The 18,818-nt window shown below is 64.8% G+C and carries 13 protein-coding genes; 8 read left to right on the forward strand and 5 right to left on the reverse strand.

What is annotated here, in order from left to right; genetic code table 11:
• Positions 1-175: 175 nt before the first annotated feature.
• Positions 176-1,525: an MFS transporter gene (locus tag GORHZ_RS21840; RefSeq protein ID WP_006336974.1), complete on the reverse strand. Its 1,350-nt coding sequence runs from the start codon at positions 1,523-1,525 to the stop codon at positions 176-178.
• A gap of 430 nt (positions 1,526-1,955) precedes the next feature.
• On the opposite strand from GORHZ_RS21840, the gene GORHZ_RS21845 reads away from it, so the two are divergent.
• Entirely contained in the window at positions 1,956-2,888 is a 933-nt protein-coding gene (locus tag GORHZ_RS21845; RefSeq protein ID WP_006336976.1) for an AraC-like ligand-binding domain-containing protein, read from the forward strand.
• Between the two features lie 92 nt (positions 2,889-2,980).
• Here GORHZ_RS21845 and GORHZ_RS29690 read toward each other — a convergent pair whose 3' ends face one another.
• Entirely contained in the window at positions 2,981-3,298 is a 318-nt protein-coding gene (locus tag GORHZ_RS29690) for a hypothetical protein (RefSeq protein WP_006336978.1), read from the reverse strand.
• An 85-nt stretch (positions 3,299-3,383) separates the two neighbouring features.
• Positions 3,384-4,511 (reverse strand): hypothetical protein, encoded by a 1,128-nt coding sequence (locus tag GORHZ_RS21855; RefSeq protein WP_006336986.1) that lies wholly within the window; start codon positions 4,509-4,511, stop codon positions 3,384-3,386.
• 203 nt (positions 4,512-4,714) lie between these two features.
• Here GORHZ_RS21855 and GORHZ_RS21860 point away from each other — a divergent pair, with 203 nt between their 5' ends.
• Together GORHZ_RS21860 and GORHZ_RS21865 are read left to right on the forward strand one after the other, a co-directional pair.
• Entirely contained in the window at positions 4,715-5,770 is a 1,056-nt protein-coding gene (locus GORHZ_RS21860) for a 2,3-butanediol dehydrogenase (protein ID WP_006336987.1), read from the forward strand.
• The gene (locus tag GORHZ_RS21865) at positions 5,767-6,534 is read left to right on the forward strand and encodes an acetoin reductase (protein ID WP_006336988.1); all 768 of its coding nucleotides are present in this window, start codon (positions 5,767-5,769) and stop codon (positions 6,532-6,534) included. Before GORHZ_RS21860 ends, GORHZ_RS21865 begins: the two co-directional genes overlap by 4 nt.
• A 326-nt stretch (positions 6,535-6,860) precedes the next feature.
• Here the strand turns inward: GORHZ_RS21865 and GORHZ_RS21875 are convergent, their stop codons facing one another.
• Entirely contained in the window at positions 6,861-7,721 is an 861-nt protein-coding gene (locus GORHZ_RS21875; protein WP_006336995.1) for a hypothetical protein, read from the reverse strand.
• A gap of 293 nt (positions 7,722-8,014) precedes the next feature.
• On the opposite strand from GORHZ_RS21875, the gene lon reads away from it, so the two are divergent.
• Positions 8,015-10,342, forward strand: coding sequence for an endopeptidase La (lon, locus tag GORHZ_RS21880; RefSeq protein ID WP_006336997.1), 2,328 nt, complete (start codon positions 8,015-8,017; stop codon positions 10,340-10,342).
• Positions 10,343-10,589: 247 nt separating this feature from the next.
• Complete coding sequence (locus tag GORHZ_RS21885; RefSeq protein ID WP_006336998.1) at positions 10,590-12,173, forward strand: class I adenylate-forming enzyme family protein; 1,584 nt, start codon at positions 10,590-10,592, stop codon at positions 12,171-12,173.
• A gap of 78 nt (positions 12,174-12,251) precedes the next feature.
• Here GORHZ_RS21885 and GORHZ_RS21890 read toward each other — a convergent pair whose 3' ends face one another.
• Positions 12,252-14,099 (reverse strand): sigma-54-dependent Fis family transcriptional regulator, encoded by a 1,848-nt coding sequence (locus GORHZ_RS21890; protein WP_006336999.1) that lies wholly within the window; start codon positions 14,097-14,099, stop codon positions 12,252-12,254.
• 187 nt (positions 14,100-14,286) lie between these two features.
• Between GORHZ_RS21890 and GORHZ_RS21895 the strand changes: the two genes are divergently transcribed.
• The 3 genes from GORHZ_RS21895 to GORHZ_RS21905 all read left to right on the forward strand — a co-directional run.
• Complete coding sequence (locus tag GORHZ_RS21895; RefSeq protein WP_006337000.1) at positions 14,287-16,194, forward strand: hydantoinase/oxoprolinase family protein; 1,908 nt, start codon at positions 14,287-14,289, stop codon at positions 16,192-16,194.
• A 46-nt stretch (positions 16,195-16,240) separates the two neighbouring features.
• Positions 16,241-16,669: an acetone carboxylase subunit gamma gene (locus GORHZ_RS21900; RefSeq protein WP_006337001.1), complete on the forward strand. Its 429-nt coding sequence runs from the start codon at positions 16,241-16,243 to the stop codon at positions 16,667-16,669.
• A 36-nt stretch (positions 16,670-16,705) separates the two neighbouring features.
• Positions 16,706-18,818, forward strand: a 2,113-nt coding sequence (locus tag GORHZ_RS21905; protein WP_006337002.1) for a hydantoinase/oxoprolinase family protein, incomplete at its 3' end; no start/stop codon positions are given.

The following is an 18,818-nucleotide window of genomic DNA, read 5'->3' on the forward strand; positions in this document are numbered from 1 at the left end:
CGGATTGTCCACCGTCGCGATGAAACCTCTTCGAGCGTCAGCGAAGTCGACGTCATCGCTCCAGGGCAGCTGCCGGATGGCCTCTGCGTGCGCCCGGGCCGTGTGCGCGCTCGCGCTCTGAAATCGGTGGACGGGCCGGTCCACCGGCGATGGTGGTGGGGTTGCGGTGGCGCGACTAGTCAATGACATTGCTGTTCCTCTCATGTCGGATGTTCAGGGTGGCGCGATCACGCTCTGGATTGACCAGGACGGCGCACAATAGGCCCGCCGTCAGCGAGAGTGCTGCCGAGAGAAGGAAGATCCGGTCGTAGCCCGATTCGACGACGTCGGCCGACTCGACGAGTGCGCCGGCGATCATCGGCGCGAAGACGCCGGTGAGCGAGTAGACAGCCACATAGATGCCCAGTACCGCACCTCGTTGCCGGGACGGCACGAGGTCGCCGATGACCGACTGCGAGGCGGAGAACACACAGGAGCCGATGCCGAACGCCATGGCCAACAGGATGAGTTTCGTGGGCCCGGATGGCGCCGCCACGAATGCGACCATCGCCACTCCCGACAGTGCCACGGCGATTCCCGAGACCACACCGCGCGCGACCCTGCTCGACACACCTCGACTCATGAGCGCCGTGCCCAGCCACCCGACCAGGATGAGATTGCTGGCGATCTGCACAGCCCAGGGGAGGGCCACCGCCCAACCCACCGTGGCTGTTTCGTACCCCTGAGTTGAGGTCAGGTAGACGGGTACCCAGGCAATCAGCAGAACGACGTTCCAGTACGACGCGATACCCGCGATCAGCAACCCGAGAAAAGTTCTACTCCGGATGATGGGGCCGTAGGGCACCGGGCGAACGTCGGGCACCGGACCTGCGACGGTTATCCGACGACTATGGCTGTAGGGCCCCTCCCTACCGATGAAGAACCAGACCGCAGCCCACACCAGGCTCGCCAGCGCGAGGACGCCGAACGACTCGCGCCAGCCGATCCCGGCAACGAGCTTGCCGACGATCGGGGCCGCCAGCATGGTCCCCATCGGGACGCCAACGCCGATCACGGCCGTGGCGATTCCGCTCTTGGTGCGTGGAAACCACTGCATCGCTACGTGATTCGCCATCCCATATGCTGGGCCCTCACCTGCACCCAGAACGATCCGGGTGACAATCAGCGTCCAGAAGCCCGCAAGAGGAGAGACGATCACCCCTTGAGCGATGGTCCACACGATGGCCATCACCAACAAGATGCGCTTGCTCGGGTACTTGGTCGTCAGGAAACCCACGACCAGCGAGCTGATACTGAAGAGGAAGAAGAAACTGCTGGCGACCCACCCATATTGAGATGGAGACAGACCCAGATCATTCATGATCGGTTTGGCGGCTATTCCCATCAGTGCCTTGTCGGCGAAGTTGATGATCATGAAGACAAACAGGGTCGACAAGATCAGCCACGAGTGGAGCGAGGTACTGATGGATGATCCCTGCCTGTCCTTTTCCGAAGGCGAGTGACGGACAGTGTCTGGTTTTGTCATTCGAACGTCCTTTCGAGCCTGCATCGACGCCGGAGCCGCGGAGGGGGGGCGGTGTGTGCTGAACCTCTGGCGACGCCTCCTGCGGCGTACGTCACATGGTGCCCCGCTCGACTGTGCAGGGGCCTTCTGCGCGTGCACGGCGGTCGTCAATGCGTGCACGGGTGCGATACCGCGGGTGCCGCGAAGGACGCGAGCGCCATACGGGCAGGTCAGCGGGACGCGATCACGGGGTAGAATGTCTGCACTCGAACCACTGGGTTGCGGTGAAAGCCGAGTCCCCGATCTGTGCGGCCGACCTCGCGAACGAGGTGGTCCGGGTACCTGACTTCACGGACTCGCTGTGTTCGGGCCCGAGACGAGCGATCCAGTCCGTGGTCAGCGACTCGAGCAACGCAGGAGGTCTGGAGTCCATGATCTCGAGGACCGTGTCATGATTTCGCTGACAAAGCGGTACGACCTCCACGATTGGCGACTCGCCGTGTCTCGACGGATGCAGCCGCTGTTCATCGAATCGCTCGACGATACGGACTTTCACGCCGACGTGAGGCTAATTGAGCAATCCGGCATCCAGCTCTGGGACATCGCTGCGACGCCACACCATTTCCAGCGCACCGCACAGCATGCACGCGACGCGCGCGAGCCCCTGGTCTCGCTGGCGATGCAGCTCGACGGGTCGGGAACCACTGTCCAGGGTGGGCGGACGACGGAGTTGGGTCCCGGCGACTACACGCTGCTCGATTGGACCAGCCCGTACTCTCGTGAGTTCGAGACAGGCCACAGGATGGCCGTCATCCTGGTACCGCGTCGCGTCATCGGGGTATCAGACACCCCCACATCGGCGTTCAATGTTCGATTGGACGGTCATGAGGGTCTTGGTCCACTCACCACGGGACTGATCTCTGGTCTGTTGAACAGCTGGCCGACCGTCTCGCGCTCGCCGTCGGACGAAAGCGTGCTGCAAGCGTCCTTTCTTATTCTGCGACAGGCTATTGCGCAGCATCTCGATCAGGCCGAGGTGGACCCGGTGAACCCCCAGCGTCTCCAGACGCTCGAGATCCGGCGCTATATTCTCGATAACCTGGGAGACCCGTCGCTCGACCCGCAGACGGTAGCGGATGCCCACTTCATGTCCCTGCGCCAGCTACACAAACTCTTCAACGGCGATGGGGTCACGGTTGCGGCATGGATGCGGCTTCAGCGACTCGAGCGCATCCGGATGGACCTGGGCGATCCCGCTCTCAAGCAACTCTCGCTGGCTGCGATCTTCAATCGTTGGGGTATCGAAAGTACCACGAATGCCTCACGCCTGTTCCGTCGTGAGTTCGGAGTGTCTCCCCAGCAGTTCCGAAGGAACTGCACGTGAATGGAGCTCCAGCCCGGGTCGGGGTCGGTGACGAAATCCCTTGAGAGAAGCCGAGATATCCGAAATGGATCTGGTCATGTTGGCAGACCCGGTCATGTCGGGAAACCCACCGGGCTCGCCCGTGATCGGGGCGCTCGGTGGTAGTGCCAGAGTTTGCGTCGGCAGAAGCGGTGCAGATCCTTCCTCTGGCGTGGTGCGAGGTGCTGGAGGCTCGCGGACCGGTCCAGTTCGATCGCGATCCGTCGATAGAACGCGCCGGGCGTGGTTCCGAACTCGAGGAAGATCTGATCGTCGGCACCGCCGAAGGGCATCCACGCCAAAGCGTGATCGACCATCGCACGCAGGTGCCTGTCGGTCGGTCCCTCGGGGTGAGACGCCTTCGCATGGTTCGGGTTCGACTGACTGGCCATTGCTCTGTCCTTGACGATCGTGTTGGATCACGTTGCGGCGGTGCCCGCAGACCTCGCGTGGACCGCCGCAACCTGGTGGCTCGCGTTACGCAGGGTTCAACCGCTTCAAACCGAGCGATCCGTAGCCGACGACGTAGATCAGGGTCCACAAGACCAGCCAGTCGATGAATCCGAGCGCGGTTCCGCTCACGCCCGTTGCGACTTCGGGCTCGTGCAGGATGTGTCCGGCCGCAAACCGGTAGTAGAAGATGAAAGTGGCGACGGCGAGTGCGAACGTGATCAACACGCGCGCAACCGGAGAGAACCTGTTTCCGAATCCATTGGCCCAGAAGATCATCCAGAATGCCCAGCATACACCGATCTGTGCCGGGAACTGATGGATGGTGCTTCCGAGTTCGGCGGTTGCGGCCGGACCGAGGAGAGCCTTGGCGAGTGGCACCATCACGAAGTAGATCGCGGTGCCGAGGATGACGTTCCCGATGGTCGCCGCGAGTGCGGTACGTCCGCCGCCACCGAACAGCTTCCACGGCCAGTTGTCCAGCGTCTGCCCGGTGAGGATCACCGCGACGACCATCGAATAGAACCACCCGAGAACGGTGTCGACCGTCATCAGTGAATGCGTGGCCGACAGTGACACTGAGGGCAATCCGAACACGAAATACAACGCCAGCGTCGGTACTGCCACGAACGCGATCTCGCACAATCCGATGAGCGGCTGCTTCATCCGCAACACCGTCCACGGCCAGTGTTGCCAATTGAGGACGACCATGACCCAGGTCGCGAAGCCGAAGAGCACGAACAGTGCCCCGGCGAAGTAGCCCAGGCCATCGGCACGCGAACTCGAGAAATCAGGGTAGATCGAGCCGAGTCCGGCTCCGAGCAGCCAGGTGACGGCGACTGCGAAAGCGGTCGTCGCAGCCAGGATCGCGGTTCCGCGCAGCGGTTGAGGCAGCCGGTTGAACCCGGCGAACTCGCAGTTGAAGCCGATGAAGACGATGAACAGGATCGCCCAGAAGAGTGCAGCGTTGAACGGCAGCGGATAGAAATGCCACGGACTGGTGGTCGGGTCGGCCAGCAGATACCAGGTGCCGACCGAAAGGGCCACGACGATCGCGAGATTCGCGATCCCAAACCCGAACCAGCGACCGCTGGGTGCGACGGTTGGCGAATCTTCTTGTAATGCGGGCTGTTCCACGCCTGCAGTTGCGGTCATCTCGATATCTCCTCGGCATTCGTGAGCGGGGCGCTGTCACTATGGTCTGGATCACACCTTCACCGGCAGGGTTGCGAGGGGTTGCGCCGGTTCGGTCGACGGGCGCCGGACACTTGCAACGCACTGCAACCCTGTCGCAATGTGGGGCGGGTCACATACCTGTTGATGCATCGGTACGAGCCGAGGAACAGGAGTCAGAACTGATGCGCGCAGCTGTGTATTACGGAGCGAACAAGGTGGAGATCGCCGATGTACCCGAACCCTCGCCAGGCGCGGGTCAGGTGAAGGTGAAGGTCGGATTCAACGGCATCTGCGGGACCGATCTGCATGAGTACTACGCAGGTCCCATCTTCATCCCCACCGAGCCGCACCCACTGACCCAACAGGCATTGCCGCTGGTGCTGGGACACGAGTTCTCCGGCACGGTCACCGACGTCGGCGCCGGCGTCACGGATGTCCGGGTCGGCGACCGCGTAGCGATCGAGCCGTTGTACCGGTGCGGGCACTGCGGACCGTGTCGGGCGGGCAACTACAACATCTGCCAGCAGATCGGCTTCCACGGCCTGATGTCCGATGGCGGGATGGCCGAGTACACGGTGGTTCCGGTCAACATGATCCACCGGCTTCCGGACAACGTGTCGCTCGAACTCGGAGCCCTCGTCGAGCCGATGTCGGTCGCCTTTCACGCCGCCACCCTCGGCGGAACCACGCCGGATGACACCGCCATGGTGTTCGGCGCCGGCCCCATCGGCATCGGGCTATGGTTTGCGTTGCGCGGCAAGGGGCTCGACAACGTCTACGTGGTGGAGCCGTCACAGACCCGGCGCGTTGCCATCGAAGCGCTGGGCGCGACGACGCTCGATCCGACATCGCTGGACATCCCGCAGTTCATCGCGGACGCCACCGACGGTCGTGGCGCCGACGCCATCTTCGACGCCGCGGGGGTACAGCCCGCCGTCGAAACCGCTCTCGAGTGCATCGGCGCCCGGCGGTCACTGGTCAGTGTTGCCATCTACGAGAAGCCTTTGTCCACACCACTTCAGCGACTGGTCATGAACGAATCACGAATCCAGGGCTCGCTGTGTTACACCTCGGCAGACTTCGAGGCTGTCATCGAACTCATGTCGCAGGGCCGATATGACACCACGGGTTGGGTGGACAAGATCGGCCTGGAATCCGTCATCGACGACGGCTTCGAAGCACTTCATGCCGGCACGAAGATGAAGGTCCTCGTCGATCCGTCGGAGGTGACAGCATGAGCGTCGCACTCATCACCGGAGGTGGTCAGGGAATCGGCCGTGGAATCGCGCTCCGACTGGCGAGCGATGGGCACGATATCGCCCTCGTCGACATCAACGAGGCAGGAATCGAGTCGGTCGCAACCGAGGTGCGCGAGATCGGCACCAAGGCGACGACCTTCGTCGCCGATGTGAGCGATCGGGACCAGGTGTTCGCTGCGGTGGATCACGCCGACGAGGCCCTCGGCGGGTTCGACGTCATGGTCAACAACGCCGGCATCGCGCAGGTCGCGCCGATCGACGACGTACGGCCGTCCGACGTACAGCAGATCTGGGGTGTCAACGTCGACGGTGTGCTGTGGGGAATCCAGGCTGCAGCTGCGAAGTTCATGGCCATGGGGCACAAGGGAAAGATCATCAACGCCTCGTCCATCGCCGGGCATGACGGTTTCGCCATGCTGGGTGTCTACAGCGCGACGAAGTTCGCCGTTCGCGCGCTGACCCAGGCCGCGGCCAAGGAATATGCGGCACACGGCATCACCGTGAATGCCTACTGCCCCGGAGTCGTGGGTACCGACATGTGGGTGACCATCGACAAACGTTTCGCCGAGCTGACCGGTGCGGCCGAGGGGGAGACCTACGACAAGTTCGTCGGTGGCATCACGCTGGGTCGTGCCCAGACGCCAGACGATGTCGCGGCATTCGTCTCCTACCTGGCCGGTCCGGATTCTGACTACATGACCGGTCAGGCGGTGTTGATCGACGGTGGTCTGGTCTTCCGCTGACGGGTGCGTATCGCCATCGACGTCAGTGCGACTTGACATGGTCTCTCATGCCTTACACAAGCCGAAGTCGTGGCGCATCGGCATAGATGCCGTCTCGACTGAACAGTGGCAGGCCCTTGGCGATAGCGCACGCGGCGACCCGGCGGTCCGCTGTGTGGATTTTGTCCTGCAGCGCATGTCCATTGAGTCTGCAGGCTGCGGTCAGAGCGGCATACTCCTCGATGACATCTCGGTCGGCGAGGATCGTCGGAATTGAGTCGAGCCTGTCTCGCGCATCAGAGACTCGGCGATCACCCAATTGCCGATTTGTTCAGCCACGGACGTGATCACAAGCCCATTGCGTCGAAGAACGCGTCGGCCTCTGCGTCGCTCAGACCCTCGATCCTGCCTGGTTCGATGCCTGGAGCACTGGCGAGGATCTCTTCGAGCGACAGCGGTTCGGGTATCATCGGCGAACCAATTGGATCGGCTGCAGCTGAAATTGCTGCGCCCTGGATGCGTTTCACCTGCCCAAGGGGATCGAACTCGGGCGATCCGGTGACGGCCACATACCTTCCCAGTAGCGGTCCGAGGTCGCTGTCGTCTGCCACGTTCGGCAACGCCACCTGGTGACCGACGTCGTCTTGAACGAGGAGGCGATGCGTGTGCAGGTTCACCGCGTACAAACGTCCAACAAAGGTGATGTCGCCCGGAGGTGTCTGCACAGCGGAGTTCCAGGTTTCGCGCTGCAGACCTGCGGTCGCGAAACGGCGGCGGGTCTGGCCGTTGGCCTTGAACTCAATCGCGGTGGCGGCCTGCTGCAGTGCTGCAGTCAGCTGACCCATAACCGCGGCGAGTGAGTCATCGACCCAATCTGGCCGCTGGTCGAGTGCAATGGACCCCATGAGCGATTCGAACTTCGCGTCGAAAGCCTCCTCGTCGGCGAGATCGAAGTCCAAGGCGTTCGCCCCGGCCCCGGCCCGGCGGGCGAGGATCGTCGTACTGCCAGGCTCCATCCCGATGACCAGTCTGGCGACTCGATGGACCCTTGCGGGCGCACGGCCCAATCGCTCCGCATCGGTTTCGATGCGTCCGATGTTCAGCGCAATGCTCTTGAGGCTCTGGACGATTGCGATGAGGAGGTCAGCGTCCAGCTGTCCTTCGGGAGCGTTTGCGCCCTGAAGGTGGAACTCGAACTGTGTCGTCATGATGTTCACCCCCTGATGTTTGCTCGGTGCGCTGTGTACCCATTGTGCTCGATGGAAAAGACCGGCGACACCGTGTTTGCTCGGCCCCGTGCTCTGACTACTCGACGCCCCGACCCATCCAAGTCGCCCAAGACAACCTTGGTCACAGCGTGCCACGAAGGTACGACGATCCGGTCAGCAGGTGAACTCACCGTCGATCTGTCTGCACGCCTGTCCGCTGCTGGCGAAATTTTCCCGGGAACAAATATCCCGCCACCAGGGTTGAGTCGGTCAGACTGAACTTTGGAGGTTTGATGTCGCAGACATACTCAGTGCCCGTCCTCTTCGTTCCCGACCTGGTCGTCCTGCCCGGCATGGTGGTACCCATCCCGCTCGACGACGCTGCTCAGGCGACGGTGGATGCGGCCCGGGCCAGTGAGTCCGGAAAACTGCTGATCGCTCCACGCCTCGACGATCGGTACCCCACCTACGGCGTGATCGCGTCGATCGTTCAGATCGGACGTATGCCGGGCGGTCAGAGCGCTGCGGTGGTCAAGGGCGAGACCCGCGCTCACATCGGGTCGGGTGCGCCGGGTAACGGTGCTGCCCTCTGGGTCGAGATCACCGAGGTCGACGAGCCGGAGATCACCGACGAGGTGAAGACCCTCGCCGCCGACTACAAGAAGCTGGTGCTCGCGATGCTGCAGCGCCGGGAGGCCTGGCAGATCATCGACGCGGTCAACAAGATGACCGACCCGTCGGACCTCGCCGACACGGCCGGCTACAGCTCGTGGCTCGCCGATGCCCAGAAGCGGCAGTTGCTCGAGACCCCCGACATCGCGAAGCGGCTGACGCTGCTGATCGATTGGACCGGCGAGCACCTTGCCGAGACCGAGGTCAGCGACAAGATCGCCGACGATGTCCGTAGTGGGATGGAGAAGCAGCAGAAGGAGTTCCTGCTGCGCCAGCAACTCAATGCGATTCGCAAGGAACTCGGTGAGGATGAGCCCGACGGCGCCGACGACTACCGCGCCCGCGTCGAGGCGGCCGACTTACCGGATAGGGTGCGCGAGGCGGCGCTGCGTGAGGTCGGCAAGCTCGAACGCGCCAGCGACCAGTCCCCGGAGACCGGCTGGATCCGGACCTGGCTCGACACCGTGCTCGATCTGCCCTGGAACGTCACAACCACCGACTCCACCGACATCAAGGGTGCCCGCGAGATCCTCGACGCCGACCACCATGGCCTCGACGACGTGAAGGACCGCATCGTCGAATACCTGGCCGTGCGTGCCCGGCGTGCCGAGCGCGGCCTGCAGGTCGTCGGCGGACGGGGCTCCGGCGCGGTGATGGTGCTCGCCGGTCCTCCCGGTGTCGGCAAGACGTCGCTCGGAGAGAGCGTCGCCCGTGCGCTCGGTCGCAAGTTCGTGCGTGTGGCCCTCGGCGGTGTACGCGACGAGGCCGAGATCCGCGGTCACCGGCGAACCTACGTCGGTGCCCTCCCCGGTCGGATCGTGCGTGCGATCGGCGAGGCCGGATCGATGAATCCGGTCGTGCTGCTGGACGAGATCGACAAGGTCGGCTCCGACTACCGGGGTGACCCGGCGGCGGCGCTGCTCGAGGTCCTCGACCCCGCGCAGAACCACACCTTCCGCGACCACTACCTCGATCTGGATCTGGACCTGTCCGACGTCTTGTTCCTCGCCACGGCCAACGTGGTGGAGAACATTCCGTCGGCGCTGCTGGACCGGATGGAGTTGGTGACCATCGATGGCTACACCGAGGATGACAAGGTCGCCATCGCGCGCGACTTCCTGCTGCCCCGGCAGGATGAGCGTGCCGCGCTGACCCCCGACGAGGTGACCGTCAGCGAAGACGCGTTGCGGGAGATCGCCGCGAACTACACCCGGGAACCCGGTGTGCGACAGTTCGAACGGCTACTCGCCAAACTGCTCCGGAAGGCCGCGACCAACCTCGAATCGGGTACGGCGCAGGCCCCGGTTGCGATCGGCGTCGACGACCTGAAGGAGTATCTGGGTCGGCCGCGTTTCACCCCGGAATCGGCCGAACGCACGGCGGTGCCGGGTGTGGCGACGGGTCTGGCGGTCACCGGGATGGGTGGCGACGTGCTGTTCATCGAGGCCACCGGTACCGACGGCGAACCCGGTCTGAAGCTCACCGGTCAGCTCGGTGACGTGATGAAGGAGTCCGCGCAGATCGCGCTGTCGTACGTCTGTGCGCATGCCGACCAGTTCGGTGTCGACCTGGCCGCGCTGCAGAAGGCCATCCACGTCCACGTGCCCGCGGGCGCGGTGCCCAAGGACGGCCCGAGCGCGGGTGTCACGATGGTGACCGCACTGGTCTCCATGGCGACCGGCCGCAAGGTGCGCGCCGACGTCGGGATGACCGGTGAGGTCACGCTCAACGGGCGGGTCCTGCCGATCGGTGGCGTCAAGCAGAAGTTACTGGCCGCGCAGCGCAACGGACTGAAGACCGTCTTCATCCCGCAGCGCAACGAGCCCGACCTCGACGATGTGCCGGCGGAGGTGCTCGACGCGCTGGACGTCCGGCCGATGGTCGACGTCGCCGACATCATCGCGCAGGCGCTGGAACCGGCCACGGGGGTCGCCACTGCCGCTGCCTGAGGCGGCCATATCCGCAGTGTGGGCGGGTCGCCGCGACGATCGTTGTCGTGACGGCCTGCCCATACTCGTGTTGGGCGATGCCGTGCACGCACTGAATGTGCTTCTGTCCTCGATGACCGGCTATACAGTGGTGTGCGCCACATCCCGTCGCGGTATCGCGGGTGGCCCCGAGTGGCGGGTGAGCGAAAGTGGAGTGTGAACAGCACTGTTGTCGTTCGTATTTCACTCTCGACACGAGAGGACTTCGATGACGACGGATCACCTGACGATGCGGGACCTGTTCGACACCGCTCTGCGACGATTCGGTGAACGGCCCGCGGTCACCTCCGGCGGAGTCGAGCTCAGCTATCGGGAGCTCGTCGAGCAGGCCAACGGTCTGGCGTCGACGATGCACGAACTCGGCGCCTCCGCGGATGCGCCGGTGGCGCTCATGATGAGCAACGGGATCGAATTCGTCGTCGCCGATCAGGCCATCATCCGATGCGGGGCAACGAAGGTGCCGTGCAACGACCTGCTCAGCGGTCGCGACATCGCCTACATCACGCGCGACAGCGGCGCAGTCATCGCGATCGCGACCCATTCCCAACTCTCCTACGCGCTCGACGCGTTGAACGATCCCGACACTCCACTGCGCACCGTGGTTGTGGTCGGCGCGATGCCCGACGACCCTCCACGCGGGGTGATGTCGTGGACCGAGGCCGTGGGGGACGGTCGTCTCGAGCCGCCCGATGTCCTCGTCGATCCCTCCGACCGCGCTCTGATCGCCTACACCGGCGGTACGACCGGGTCACCCAAAGGCGTCGTGCATTGTCAGCGCGGCCTCGCCATCAACGTCCTCAATCACATCATCGAGATCGGCTTCGGCGACGACGAACGTCTGGTGATCACCTCGCCGCTACCGCATTCGGCGGGCTTCCACCTGCAGGCCGGCCTGGTGAAGGGCGCGCACTGCTTCGTCGAGCACGCATTCGATCCGGGTCTGGTCGTCGAGAGAATCGAAAAAGACCGCGGTACTTTCCTTTTCGCCGTCCCGACGATGATCTACCGGCTCATTGACCACGTGAACGCGATCAAAGCCGATCGGACTCCGGATCTCTCCGCCCTGCGGACCATTCTCTACGGTGCCGCACCGATCACGTCGGATCGGTTGACGCAGGGTATCGAGATGTTCGGACCTGTTTTCATGCAGCTGTATGGACAGACCGAGGCGCCCAACTTCATCACCCGGCTCACCCGTGAAGACCATGACGTCGCCCGGCCGGAAAGGCTGGCCAGCTGCGGTCGTCCGACCCCGATGGCCCGGGTCCGCATCGTCGGCGAGGACGGAACCGAACGTGCGGCCGGCGAGATCGGCGAGGTCACCGCGATGACTCCGTTCACCATGGTGGGCTATCACGGACTACCCGAGAAGACCGCGGACACGGTGCGCGACGGCTGGTTGTACACAGGAGATCTCGGGCGCGTCGATGACGATGGTTACCTCTATCTCGTCGACCGGAAGAACGACATGATCATCACGGGCGGGATGAACGTCTACTCCACAGAGGTCGAGAACGTAATCGCCGAACTCGACGCGGTGGCCCAGGTTGCGGTCGTGGGCATTCCGCATCCCGATTGGGGAGAGGCGGTGGCGGCATTCGTGGTCGCCTCGTCGGGTGAGACCCTCGACGAGGCGGACGTGATCACGCATTGCCGAGCCGCCCTGTCCCGCTACAAGGTGCCCAAATCCGTGTGGCTGGTTGACGCTCTCCCGGTGACGGCATTGGGAAAGCTCGACAAGAAGTGGCTTCGGAACAGCGTGGCCGGGTCAACGCCGTCAGGCAGCAAGTGAACAACTGCCGGTCTCTTCCGGCGGCGAGTTCATGCAGGGCATGCCGCTGATCCCGTGGCGGGCCGACGTCCCGCTCTGTCAGGCCGTCACTCCATACGCCTTGATCCGGCGATAGAACGTCGAGCGCGACATGCCCAGGCTCTCCGCGGCCGCGACACGGTTACCGGTGTGCTCGCGAAGGGCGTTGACGATGAGGTCGCGTTCGGAACTCTCGACCGGAGTCAGGGTGCGCCGCGTGGCGGACTGGCAGTACCCGGGCAGATCGCCGGCCTGGATCTCGCCGACCGGACGCCGACGAAGGGCGTGCACCAATGCTTCACGGAGCTGAGAGATGTTGCGTGGCCACGAATACCGCGACAGCACACGCTTGGCTTCCGGGCTCAGCCGGACGCTGCGACCGGGTGCGATCGCGCGCAGTACGGCGGCGGTGATCTGCTCGAAGTCGTCGGTGCGCAGACGAAGCGGCGGCACGGTCACCGAGACCTCGAAGAATCCGAGCAGTTCGCGGAACGGCAGATCGGAGTCGAGGGACGAGTCGGAGACGGTCGCGCAGAACCAGGTCGGACCCTCGCGCGCGGTGATCTCGTCGAGGAGTTCGGTCGCCTGCGACGCCCCGTCCGTCGTGAGCTGGTCGATGTTGCGGACGATGTAGAGCGTGGGGTCGGTGCCGCCGGCGAGGATCGAACCCACGTCGGTCCCCACGGCGTCGGTGCTGAGCTGTGTGGCGTCCACGCTGATGCTGCGCGCCCCGGCATACAGGCCGTGGAACATCTCGGCGGTCAGCGTGAACTTCCCGGTCCCGGACTCGCCGACGATCACCGCGGGTTGGCGGCGGGCCATCGCGTTCTCCAACTCGGTACACGCCCGCACCCATCCGGGCGACCGCCCCGCCACCACACTCTCCGACGGCTGCGCCGCGGTATCGGCGAGCTTCGACGTCTCGGTGGTGCTCACCCCGGCGCGCGGCAGGTGGCGGTCATCGAGCGTGCTGATGCAACCGCGCTCACCGGCGGAGACGATCTCTGCGGTCGTGACGAGCCCGGCGACATCGGAACCGATCATGATCCGTGTCCCGGTGATGTGCACGTGCCGGCCCCGATCGAGCACGACGGTGTCGCTGATCCGCTCACGCCGCTTCATCAGGAAGGTGGCATGCTCACGTAGCGTCCGCTGTTCGTCGGGGGTGAACAGATCCTCGGCCACCGCGTTGGCCATGAACAACGAACTGCCGAACGCGAAGACCGCCCGCTTCGAGGAACGGCTCGTGGCCTGCAGGTAGGTGGAGAAAATGGCCTGCTGGGCCTGGCTGCGGTCGAGCAGCAGGTTCTGTGCGATGTCCTTGGCGGCGCTCTTGACCAGCGCGTGCATGATCGGGCTCCACGAGTTCGTGAGCGTCGAGATGTCGAGCACGCCTTCGACGTGCCGGGTCACCGGGTCGATGATCGGAGCGCCCGAGCACGCGAACGACTGGAGATGTTCGGTGAAATGCTCGGGCCCGACGACGCTGACCGGCCGTCCGGCCTCCAGCACGGTGCCGACGCCGTTGGTACCCATCGCCGTCTCGGCATACGAGAATCCCGGTGCGAACTGCACCCGGTCGAGCAGGCGGCCGACGGCGACCGAGGAGTCGATCCGCCGCACCAGCCGTGCGCGGCGATCGGTGAGGGCGATGACCAGGGGCATGTCGGCGGTGTCGTTGCGTAGTTGCTCCAGGACCGGCTGAGCACAGCCGGCGAGCAGCGAACCGGGATCGATGTCGTCGGAGAACGTGGTGTGAGCGGCTGTGACATCCACACCCGCGGCATGGCTGCGCTGCCACGAGGCGACGACGACGTCATCGACGCCGCCCGCGGCGGCCGGGCCGGCGTCGAGGAAATCCGCTCGAGCTGCGGCAACCCTGAGCAGACGACTCGCGCTGTTCGGCATGTGCCGACCTCCGTCCGGGTCTCGGTGTCGTCGGGATATCTCAATTATCGAAGAGATCCAGGTCACATCGCTACCCCGTCGGCTGTAGCAGGTTGACACACGCTGCGGGTGTGAGACGCGACAAATCTGGTCCTAGGTGTGGCGCACGCCACTTCCGAAGCCAGAGAAGTCTCACGAATGGATCGGCATGGAAACTCTGATCAACATCGACAACGGGGGCACCCTCACCGACATCTGCGTGTGGAATGGGGCGAGCGTCAGCTTCACCAAGACCCTGACCACTCCGCACGACCTGTCCGAATGCCTGTTCACCGGCATCGAGAAGGCGTCGACGAATCTCTATGGTGAGCCCGACATCACCCGACTCCTGCACCAGGCCCACCACATCCGGTACTCGACCACTCAGGGCACCAATGCCCTGGTGGAACGTAAGGGGCCGATGATCGGCATCGTCACCACGATCCCGGATCTGCGCGAGCGCATGGAGGTCACCGAGGCGGAGGCGAAGCTGTTCGCCGGCCTCGTGGATGAGCGGATCGCCGTCCTCGACCCCGACTCGGACGATCTGGAGTTCGAGGCGGTGCAAGAGGTCAACCGGCTGACCACCCTGGGCGCGGCCCGCGTGGTGATCGTGGCGGCGACCGTCGAGCAGGAACGGCATCTGCGACAGATCCTGCTGCGCAAGTTCCCGCGCCACCTGCTCGGCTCGGTACCGCTGATCTACAGCTGGGAACTCGCCGGCGACCGCAAGGACGAACGGCGCGCGTGGTCCTGCGTGGTCAACTCGTTCCTGCACCCGACGATGGAGCGCTTTCTGTACGGCGCCGAGCGCCGGCTCAAGGAGTACAAGGTCGCCAACCCGCTGCTGGTCTACCGCAATGACGGCGCGTCGTCGCGGGTCGCCAAGTCCATCGCACTCAAGACCTATTCCTCGGGTCCACGGGGCGGTCTCGAGGCCACCGCCGCACTCGCGAAGGTCTACGGCCTGGGGCATGCGCTGATGATGGACATCGGCGGTACCACCACCGACGTGGGTGTCGTCCGCGACCACGAGGTCGCCGCCCTCAACCGCGGCACCATCGAGGGCGTCGACATCTCCTACCCGATGAGCGACGTCGCCTCCACCGGTGTGGGCGGATCGTCGGTCATCGCGGTCGTCGACGGCGCGATCACCGTGGGACCGCAGTCGGTGGGGGCGGCTCCCGGACCCGCCTGCTTCGGCTTCGGCGGCAAACAGGCCACGATCACCGACGTCAACCTGCTGCTCGGGGTGCTCGACGCCGACACCTATCTCGACGGAACCTTCACCCTCGATCCCGAACGGTCGCGGGCGGTCATCACCGAGACCATCGCCGAGCCGCTCGGCATCGGCCTCCCCGATGCGCTGATCCGGATGGAGAACGCGTACTTCGCGGCGCTGGCCGGTTCCTTCGCCTCGTGGGTGCAATCCGGCACCACCCTGGTGGCCTTCGGTGGCGCCGGACCGATGAGCGCCGCGGGCGCCGCGCGACTCGCCGGCGTCAACCGGGTCCTGATCCCGCGTACCGCGGCCGTGTTCTCCGCATTCGGCATCGCCTTCTCCGACATCGGCAAGACCTACGAGGTACTCGTCGGCGAGGCGAGTGCGGACGCGGCGGCCGCCATCTACGACGACCTCCTCGCCCGCGCGGAGCGGGACATGTTCCAGGAGGGCTACGCGCTCGCCGACTGCGAGACGTCCTGGCAGCTCGTCGTCGAGAACCCGGACGACGGTGAGGTGCGGCGGATCGGGTACCTGCGCGGCGACGAGGTCGACTACCCGGGACATGCCGTCTCGCTGGAGCTCACCGCGACCGCGACGCTGCCTCATCCCGTTCTCGAGGCGGACGTCGAACCCGCTGCCCGACCAGCGCCTTCGGCGGGCACCCGGCAGGTGCGTTCGTCGGCCGATCAGATCGACGACGTGCCCGTGCACGTCCTCGACGACCTCGAACCGGGCCACACCGGTCAGGGTCCCGCGATCATCGAGGGCCCCTTCTTCACCGCCCGTGTCCTGCCTGGCTGGTCGTTCCGGATCACCGCATCCGGCGACATCTTCCTCACCGACGCGCACTGACCACCGGCCGCGTCCATCCATCCCACACCCCGAAAGGAGGACTCCGATGCGAGTCCCCATGACCGAATACCTGCTCATCGATCTCGACGCCGAACGTTGGCTGTGCCGTGTGTGCGGCCACGACATGGGTTCGGCCCACGACAACTACAAGCCCGGAACGCTTGCCTACGATCGTGATCCGCGCGAGATCCATCAGCCGATCATCGACCCCGAGCGCTACGAGTACACCTTCAGTCCCGACCCGGGTTTCTGCCGCATCGTCGAGTACTACTGCCCGGGCTGCGCGACACAGATCGAGGTGGAGTACCTGCCGCCGGGCCATCCGCCCGCCGTCGACATGCTCATCGACATCCCCGCCCTGCGTCGGCAATGGGAGGAGCGCGGCTGCGACGCCGAGGAGGTCCACAACTACGGACCCGGCGACGACGCGCAGAAGTACACCGCAGAACTCAAGTCCGCCGGTCACATCCGCTGATCCGACCCGATCCACGAAAGCCCACAGGAGTCACCAATGAAACGCATCTCCGTTGACATCGGCGGAACATTCACCGACTGCTTCTTCGTCTGGGACGACACCTACGTCGATGCCAAGGCGCTCACCACCCACCACAACCTCGCGATCGGCTTCAACGACGCCCTGGACCTCGCATGCAAACGCGCCGGACTCGACCGCTCGACCGTGCTGTCGGAGGTCGACTCGGTTCGGTACGCGACCACGCTGGGCACCAACGCGCTCATCGAACGCAACGGCCCCAAGGTCGCCGCGATCGTCACCCACGGCTTCGAGGACACCATCCCGCTGTCCCGCGGCCGTGGCTACGGCGAGGGCCTGGACTATTCGATGCAGCAGAACCTGCCCGCGGCCGAACGGCCGGAACCGTTGGTCCCGCGCAAGCTGATCCGATCGGTCAAGGAACGCATCAACTCCGCCGGCCAGGTGGTGGCCAGGCTCGACCCCGACGACGTCCGATCGGTCGTCCGGGAACTCGTCGACGCCGGCGCCGAGGCGATCGTCGTCTCTCTGACCAACGCCACCGAGAACCCCGACCACGAGTTGGCGATCCAGGAGATCATCCTCGACGAGTTCCCGCCGCACGAACTCGGCGCGATCCCGGTCCTGCTCGGCCACCAGGTGTCCGGGCGCAAGGGCGAATACGTGCGGGCCACCTCGACCATCGTCGACGGCTACCTGCACTCGATCATGTTCCACGCGCTCTCACAGTTGTCGAACAACCTGCGCGACTTCGGATACGACCGCCCCATGCTCGTCATCCACAACTCCGGCGGCATGGCGCAGATGAACTCCACCGATGCACTGCAGACGATCCACTCCGGTCCCATCGCCGGCGTCGGCGCGGCCGAGCACCTGTCCACCGAGACCGGTCTGGGACACGTCATCTCCACCGACATGGGCGGCACCTCCTTCGACATCGGGCTCGTACCGGAAGGCGGGGTCAAACACTACGACTTTCTGCCCACCATCGATCGCTGGCTGGTCTCGGTGCCCATGGTTCACCTCGACACCCTCGGCGCGGGTGGTGGTTCCATCGCGAGCTACGACCGCATCCACAACTCGATCAAGATCGGCCCGCAGTCCGCGGGATCCAACCCCGGACCCGCATGCTACGACCGCGGCGGGCTGCGGCCCACCGTCACCGACGCCGACCTGCTGCTGGGCTACCTCGACCCGGAGAACTACGCGAACGGCTTCATCAAGCTGAATCCGCGCCGTTCGAAGTTCGCGATGGAAGAGAATCTCTGCGATCACCTCGACATGGATGTCATCGATGTATGCCGGGTGATCAAGGACAGTGTCGACGAACAGATGGCCATCGGCATCGGCAAGGAACTGCGCGTGCGCGGATATCTCCCCGAGGACTTCACGATGCTGGCCTACGGCGGCAACGGACCGCTGCACGCCTGCGGCATCGCACGCCACGCCGGTATCAAACGGGTTCTGGCGCCGCCGTTCTCGTCGGTGTTCTCCGCCTGCGGCGCCGGCAACATGAAGCAGCTGCACTTCCACGAACGCGGCGTGCACATCACCATGTACAACGCCACCACCCGCGCCCTGCACGACGACTACGATGAGCTGAACGCGGTGATCACGGAGTTGGAGGATCAGGGTCGCGAAGACCTCATCCGGCAGGGATTCTCCGGTGACGATGTGCGGCACCGGCTCGAGCTGGACATGCGCTACGGCAATCAGCTACTGACACAGGCGGTGACGCTGCCGGACATCTCCCGCGTCCGCGGCGTCGGCGACATCCTGGAGATCATCAAGATCTTCGGCGACGTCTACAGCCACCGATTCGGCGCCGCGTCTGCGGCACCCGAGGCCGGAATTCGCTGCAACACAGTCCGAGTTGCCTCATTTGTGGACGGCGACGTGGTGAACTTCGATTCCCTCGACGCGGTCGGCGCCCGGACCGAGCCCGCGCCCGTCGGACACCGTAAGGCCCACTTCATCGGCATCGACAAGGCCATCGACACCCCCGTCTACGACCAGGAAGCACTGACCGCCGATGCCGTCATCCACGGTCCCGCGATCGTGACCACGGAGACCACGACATTCCTCGTGGAACCCGCCTGGCGTCTGGAACCCACCAAGCAGGGCGCGGTCT

The sequence above is a fragment of the Gordonia rhizosphera NBRC 16068 genome (assembly GCF_000298195.1).
Taxonomy (GTDB): Bacteria; Actinomycetota; Actinomycetes; order Mycobacteriales; family Mycobacteriaceae; genus Gordonia; species Gordonia rhizosphera.